General features: G+C 68.8%; 6 protein-coding genes. 2 read left to right on the forward strand and 4 right to left on the reverse strand.

Translation table 11 applies throughout. The annotated features are described in order from the left end of the window. Positions 1 to 41 precede the first annotated feature (41 nt). The 3 genes from ACFZCY_RS44065 to ACFZCY_RS44075 all read right to left on the reverse strand — a co-directional run bounded on the left by ACFZCY_RS44065 (position 42) and on the right by ACFZCY_RS44075 (position 1,890). Positions 42 to 575 (reverse strand): SLOG family protein, encoded by a 534-nt coding sequence (locus ACFZCY_RS44065; protein ID WP_391187240.1) that lies wholly within the window; start codon positions 573 to 575, stop codon positions 42 to 44. Continuing rightward, on the reverse strand, positions 572 to 1,447 hold the full coding sequence (locus tag ACFZCY_RS44070; protein ID WP_391187243.1) for a DUF6083 domain-containing protein: 876 nt from the start codon (positions 1,445 to 1,447) through the stop codon (positions 572 to 574). Before ACFZCY_RS44070 ends, ACFZCY_RS44065 begins: the two co-directional genes overlap by 4 nt. A 179-nt stretch (positions 1,448 to 1,626) precedes the next feature. Continuing rightward, a complete protein-coding gene (locus tag ACFZCY_RS44075) occupies positions 1,627 to 1,890 on the reverse strand; it encodes a helix-turn-helix domain-containing protein (protein ID WP_391187245.1) in 264 nt (87 codons plus the stop codon). A 1,145-nt stretch (positions 1,891 to 3,035) separates the two neighbouring features. On the opposite strand from ACFZCY_RS44075, the gene ACFZCY_RS44080 reads away from it, so the two are divergent. Both ACFZCY_RS44080 and ACFZCY_RS44085 read left to right on the forward strand, forming a co-directional pair. Further along, the gene (locus ACFZCY_RS44080) at positions 3,036 to 3,617 is read left to right on the forward strand and encodes a sigma factor-like helix-turn-helix DNA-binding protein (RefSeq protein WP_391187247.1); all 582 of its coding nucleotides are present in this window, start codon (positions 3,036 to 3,038) and stop codon (positions 3,615 to 3,617) included. After that, the gene (locus ACFZCY_RS44085) at positions 3,614 to 4,606 is read left to right on the forward strand and encodes a hypothetical protein (RefSeq protein ID WP_391187249.1); all 993 of its coding nucleotides are present in this window, start codon (positions 3,614 to 3,616) and stop codon (positions 4,604 to 4,606) included. The genes ACFZCY_RS44080 and ACFZCY_RS44085 overlap by 4 nt, the downstream gene beginning before the upstream one ends. A 177-nt stretch (positions 4,607 to 4,783) precedes the next feature. Here the strand turns inward: ACFZCY_RS44085 and ACFZCY_RS44090 are convergent, their stop codons facing one another. Then, a complete protein-coding gene (locus tag ACFZCY_RS44090) occupies positions 4,784 to 5,842 on the reverse strand; it encodes a hypothetical protein (protein ID WP_391187252.1) in 1,059 nt (352 codons plus the stop codon). Between the last annotated feature and the right edge of the window lie 222 nt (positions 5,843 to 6,064).

The following is a 6,064-nucleotide window of genomic DNA, read 5'->3' on the forward strand; positions in this document are numbered from 1 at the left end:
GCGGTGGCGGGGTGCCGGCCGGGTCAGGGCATGTGTTCGTGTCAGGTTGTTTCCGGGGGCGCGGGTGGGGGCGTAGTGGGTTCGGGCTGGTCGGGCCGGGCTTCGGGAGGGGGTGTGTGTTGGCTGGTGTAGTGGTTGAGGTTCAGCCACAGGCCTTTGTCGGGGTCGGCGGTAGGCACGAGCCAGACGGGCACGCCGAGGGTGAGGGCGCGGCGGCACATGTCCGTGGTGCTGCCGGGGCGGTCGGGGTGGAAGTTTTCGTGGAAGGCGATGACCAGGCGGGGGCCTTCGTCGTGGAGTATGCGCTGGTTGCGTTCGGCTTCGCTCCAGCATCGGGTGTGGTTGCGGCGTCCGGGGGCTGGGGCGAGGGGGTGGCAGCGGTGGCGCCAGGCGGGCAGGTCGTGGTCGGTGGCCCAGTGGTGGGCGGCGCTCGCGGCGCCGGTGCCGGCGCCTTCGATGACGACGAGGTCGTTTTCGTGGCGGTCGGCGGCGCGGTCGAGGAGGGTGGTGATGGTGTCGGGCCAGGGCCAGCGGCGGCTGCCGCAGATCAGCACGCGGGAAGCAGAGTCGGTCATCCGCGGTTCCGCCGGGTGGGGTGTGGTGGGGCAGGCAGATGGTGCCGGATGTGCTGGTGGTGGATGCGGGGGTTGAAGGGTTCCCAGGTGGTGCGGGCGATGTCGGCGGCGTCCGGAGCGGTGGCGTGGGCGGTGCAGCGTTGGGCGCGCCAGCGCAGTTGTTCGCTGTAGGGCAGGTGGGTCAGGTCGTAGAGGGCGAGCCACAGTTCGGGGAGTGGGAGGTGGCCGGGGTTGTGGTCGGGGTGGAGTGGGGCGAGGGTCCAGGTGCCGGGGAGGGCGTCGGGGTCGAGGATGGGGTGGGGGCAGCGGTGGCGGTTGCGGGTCTGGGCTACGCAGGGGATGCGTTCGAGTGGGCCGGGGGCGAGGTAGCGCAGGTACAGGAGCTGCACGACCGGTCGGGCATCCGGCGTCGGGGGGTTGGTGGGTGGAGGGTCGGGGCGTGGGGGTGGTGTGAAGCGGCCGGTGTCGTGCAGGCGCCGGGTGTTGAGGGCCAGGCTTCGGCGCAGGCTGTCCAGCAGGCTGTTGCCGGGCGGTGCGGGGGTGGCGGGGCACAGGGCGCGGTGGCGTACGCGGCACCAGGGTGAGCCGTCGCCGGCGGGGTGGGCGAGGCCGGAGTTGATGTGCCAGCGCTGGGATGGGGGTACGGCGGTGGTGGGGAGTTCGTGGGGGTGGAGCGGGATGGGGTTGTGGTCGCCTGTGCGGTCGTACCACTCGATGTGGTTGCCGCATGCGGGGCACCGGTCTTGCTGGGCGGTGCGCACGAGGCGGGTGGGGCTGTCCGGGGTGATGCGTAGGAAGCGTGGTGGGCGGCGGTGTTTCGGACTGCCGTCCCATGCCCGGTCTTCGGTTGCTGGGGGGTTCGTGGTGTGCATGGGCGGGAAGCTGGCAGGCGACACGCCGCAGGGGCGGCAGCAAAGCCGTTAGTGTCCCTCGCTTGGCCGCAAGGATCCGTACACACGTTCCCTTGATGGTCATCAGTTCGTGCGCCGTCATCAGTTCCGGTGGCGGCGCTTGCCTGGCCTGGCGGGCCCTGCCCAGGAGAACTGTGAGGTCAGGCAGTCGGCGGGGCGGGTGGCTCGTGCCCCTCACAGAGGGTGCCCAGGAGCTGGTCGATCGGGGAGCTCAGTGCGTGGGCGAGGGCGTGCCAGGTGGCGAGGCTGCCGATGGTGCGGCCCTGCTCGATCTCGATGAGGGTGCGGCGGGACAAGCCGCTGCGGGCGGCGAGTTCGTCGTAGCTCCATCCGCGCGCGGCCCGTAGCCGGGAGAGCTCGAGGCGAAGCTCGTCGAGGTTGGCGTCGGGCGGGAAGATCATCACCCGTCAATGGCAAGGTGCAGACCCCTGCCCTGCCAGTGTAGACCTCTGCCCTATTTGCGCAGCTGAATCCTCAGGGCAGACGTCTTCACTACCGTGTGCCGCTGCCAGTCCGCCCCACCCCAAACACGGGATGAGGAGCAGAGCCGGCAGCACGGAGCACGCACGGAGGATGACGACCGATGGGATCCAGCACGACCACGCGCCCGGGACGGCGCACCTGGACGGTAGAGGTCTGTCCGCATACGCGCGGGTGGTCTCTGCTGTGTCCGCACTGCGGCCCGGCGCCAGTCGACGCAAGACCTGCGCCGGTCCGCGCGACCGTGACGGCTCACTTGGCACAGCACGCGCGCCACGAGCCCCTCGAGCCTCATCTGCGGACCTGCCAGTGCGGCGAGCACGCCTGCCAGTGGCATCCCCGTCACCGGGGCTGCGACGGCAGCCTCGTTCTCCTCCTCGCGCGTGACCGCGGCAGCCGCCACTGGCGGCTGGCCGACACATGCCGCGCCTGCGCAGCGGCTACTGAGTACGCAGCCGTTGTCCCCGAACCCGAGCATCAGCCGGCCCCACTCCCCCACCGCTCCGAACTTGAGGCCTCCACAGCGGAATCCGCCGCTTCCCCGCCCGTTCGGGAGACTGGCACGTCCTCTTGCAGCGAAGTGGCCTTGTACGGACACGACTTTGGGGAAGACTGCCTGTTGTGGCCCGACCCCCTGGAGCACTGAGGCCGATGCCCCGGCCCCACATGACGCACCGACCGATAGTGCTGGCCCGGGGATGCCTCATCAGCCCTATCGGGGTGCCCACCCCCTCTCTGACCAGTGCGATGTCACAACTTTGCTGATCTCGACCACTGTTGCATGTCAGGTGGCCGCCGTCGGGCGCGGCCTTGGAGAGAGGAAAGGGGACAAGCGCAGTGGATCCGGTGTTGGTCGGGGCGGGGGCGTCCGTTCTCGTCAGCTTGGTGAGCGGTGTGGTGAAGGTCGCTCACGGCTGGATGGAGAAACAGGTGGAGCTGGCGCGTATCGCCGATGCGGGGCTGACCGAGCGGGTCCGCTCTGCCGCCTCCAGGGGGGCGATGCAGGAGTCGGGACAGGGCCGCCTGGTTTGGGCTGCTGCGCCGTCTTCCCTGATCGGGGGTGGCTGCGATGGAGGATGCCGTCGACGCTGAACTGACCGTGGCCGAACCGCTGGAGACGGCCGCGGCCGCTCTTCCCGGGCGGGAGCTGGCGGAGGAGTTGCATCATGGGCAGTTCCCGTCCCTGGTGCGCTTCCTGCTGCTTCAAGGAGCGTCGTGGCCGGAGGCTCAGGACGCTGCTCAGGACGCCTTCACCCAGATGTGTGCGCCTGGTCTGTCGATTGCCTATCCGAAGGCGTGGCTGCGCACGGTGGCGACGCGGTCTTGGCTGCGTCAGCAGGTCAAGCCCGAGGATGCGTGTGCGGAACCGCCCGAGCCATACGGGGTGGTGCGCTGGCACACTCCCGCCCATGCGGTGGAGATCGGTGAGGAGGAGCGCCGGGTCATCGCTTTGCTGCTGCAGTTGCCGGCTAAGCAGCGGGCTGCCATGGCCTGGCACCTGGACGGTTTCACCACCGAGGAGAGCGCGCGTGCGATGGGCACTACGCAGGCTGCGGTCCGTCAGAACCTCACCAGGGCACGAGCCGCGTTGAAGGCAGGTCTCGGTCTGTGCGGCGGCGACGGCGTTAAAGAGCCGGGAGGAGAACGATGAGGGACGACCAGTCCGTGCACGCGGTGAACGGGCATTCAAGCGACCCGCTCGATGCGCTGCTGGCTTCCGTGTATGGGCAAGTCGGCATCGCCGTACATGACCGGCTCATGGCGCAAGGGGGTGTGCCCGAGCTGCGGGACCCGGATCTGGCGTTGGATCGGCTGCTGGCTGCTGCCCACCGCACCGCCGGGCGCGCCATTACCGCTCGGCTGAGCCACTCAACACATGCCGGCCCTACGGAGAGGGGCGGCCAGGACGCCGTCCCGCCCGCCGATCGCGGCGCGCTGGCCAGCCGCCCCGCGCCGGTGCGGCTGAAGTACCGTCGTGATGCAATGCGGATCGCCCGTGCGTACTGGCCCAGGGATCTGGTGGATGCCCTGCGGACTACGCTGCGGCTTCTCGAGAGGCTGAGCGAGATGCTGGAGGCGTCGCAGCAGCCTGCCGCTAAGGCACGTGAGGTGGTCGAGCAGCTCGACGCACGGTTCGCGGAGGTGCTCTTGCTGCCTGCGCCTCGTCGGCGCCCTGCGGAGCTGATCGGGACTGACTACCTCACAGCGGTCGAGATCTGTCTCGCCCGCCCCGCGGAGCAGCTCTTCAACGATGTGGAACGGGCCCGGCAGGTGATGGGCGAAGAATTCGCTCCTCTGTTCACGACAATCGATGACGCTGCCGCCGGGTACCTTCTTGGAGCCGAAGCAGTCGCGCAGGACCTCTGCGACGACCTCGAGCAAGCCAGTACGCGGGCGATGGCCCTGTCCCGGGCCGTTGCCGAGGTGGAGAAGATCAGCAATGACTTCGTCGGAGCCGACCTGCGCCAGGCGAACCTGGATGGCGTGCTGCTGGAAGGCATCCGCTGGGACGCCGCCACCGTATGGCCTGAGGGTTGGGAGGCGCTGGTCCGACGGGCGTCGCTGCCGGTGGGCGGAGAACACGGAATCCTCGTCGTCGCGGCAGAACCAGACGACAGTGTCATCCCTGCCGAGGCCTGAGAGCGGATGATCACGCACTTCGTCGCCCGTGGTGGTGATCACAACACCTCGCGGTGCTCGGGGTCGGGGTGATCGCCACCGTCTGACGACCTGCTTGCCGGGTGACTCGGTTCGCGGTCGGATCGCCCGAGCCCTTGCTCTGCGACTGCAGTCGGCGCCCTCGCCAAACGCGGCTCGTTACGGCAAGAGCAGCAGGAGAAGGTAGAGCATCGCGAGGCCTCCCAGGAGCGCGGCGCCAATCTGCCACGTTCTCTGCCGGGAAGGCAGGACGAACACCTGAGGCGAGGTGTCTGTAGGGAAGACGTAGTAGACCCGGTGCGGGTGCTGAGGCACCACGGCGCGGGCCAACCGCAAGTATCGGAAGGTGGCCCGCCGCGCGATCTCGCCTTTGCGGGGTTCGAGGTGAGGTTGCACGAGATTCCGGAACCCGCTCGCCAGATCTGTGGGAAGTGTGTCTTTGTGTGTCAGGTCTGTTCGGCGCCAGGTGCCACTCTCGCGCGCCCCTTCCCAGGCCAGGTAGGGCACGCCTGCCTTGGGGTGCTTGATCTTCTCGATCAGGGGCTGCCTGCTGATGGTGCCCTCGATCCACGTCACGGTTCTGCCGGTGCCTTCGCACCTTTCGTGGGTCACGGTTCCGGTGCGATCGCAGTCGGGGCAGCCCCGTGTGCCTCTGCCTTCGCATGTCGAGCAGGTGGTGCGGCCCTGGCCGCTGCAGGTGGGGCAGGCGGCGTCCTCGGCTCCGCACTGCCGGCAGGTGACGCGTTCGTCCCCTGGCTTATGGTCACGGGGGTCTTGGTTGATTCTGCGGCCGGTGCCCTCGCAGTGGAGGCAGGAGCCGGAGTCTCGGCAGGCGGCGCAGGTCGTGAACGCCTCGCAGGGCAAGTCTCCTCGGCCCTGGCAGCGTGGGCAAAGGGTCTTCCCGTTGCCGCAGTCGCAGGATCTCTCGGTCACCGAGCCCCGCCGTACCAGTGTCAGCGACTGCGTCTTGGTGAGGTCCTTGGGCAGGGCGACGCGGTAGCGGGCGAGGGTGTCGTACTCCGGTCGGTCTGACAGATCTACGTGGCCGTAGCGCAGCTGCTTCTCCTCCGTTCGGGTCTCGATGGACCGCACGACCTCGCCCTCCAGCAGGGAATGCCAAGTGATCTGCACAGCATCGGGCGGTCCCAGCTTCGCGGCTTCACCGCGCTCTTCGACGCGTCGCCGTACCGCTTCCAGGACATCCTTCTCGTTCAGCACGCCACTCCCCCTGCCGTCGGGCCCGGCTTTCCTCTTTCCGCAGCAACGACTTAGCGCTGCGGGCAGAGCCCATATCGGGACAGTAGCGAACCAACGCATGGCTGTGGGGCGTCTTCAACAGCCCCTGAGAAGCCGTATCTCAACCGATCACGGAGCGTGCGGGTCGAACAGGTTTCCCGCCGGGGTGATCTTCCCGTTGTACGCGCATGAAGACAGGGCCTC

Source organism: Streptomyces sp. NPDC007983 (genome assembly GCF_042958345.1).
GTDB lineage: Bacteria > Actinomycetota > Actinomycetes > Streptomycetales > Streptomycetaceae > Streptomyces.

Bases quoted from the DNA above. Each gene is read 5' to 3' on its own strand.
- ACFZCY_RS44085 (WP_391187249.1), top strand. From the start codon at position 3,614: ATGAGGGACGACCAGTCCGTGCACGCGGTGAACGGGCATTCAAGCGAC.
- ACFZCY_RS44070 (WP_391187243.1), bottom strand. From the start codon at position 1,447: ATGCACACCACGAACCCCCCAGCAACCGAAGACCGGGCATGGGACGGC.
- ACFZCY_RS44065 (WP_391187240.1), bottom strand. From the start codon at position 575: ATGACCGACTCTGCTTCCCGCGTGCTGATCTGCGGCAGCCGCCGCTGG.
- ACFZCY_RS44080 (WP_391187247.1), top strand. From the start codon at position 3,036: ATGGAGGATGCCGTCGACGCTGAACTGACCGTGGCCGAACCGCTGGAG.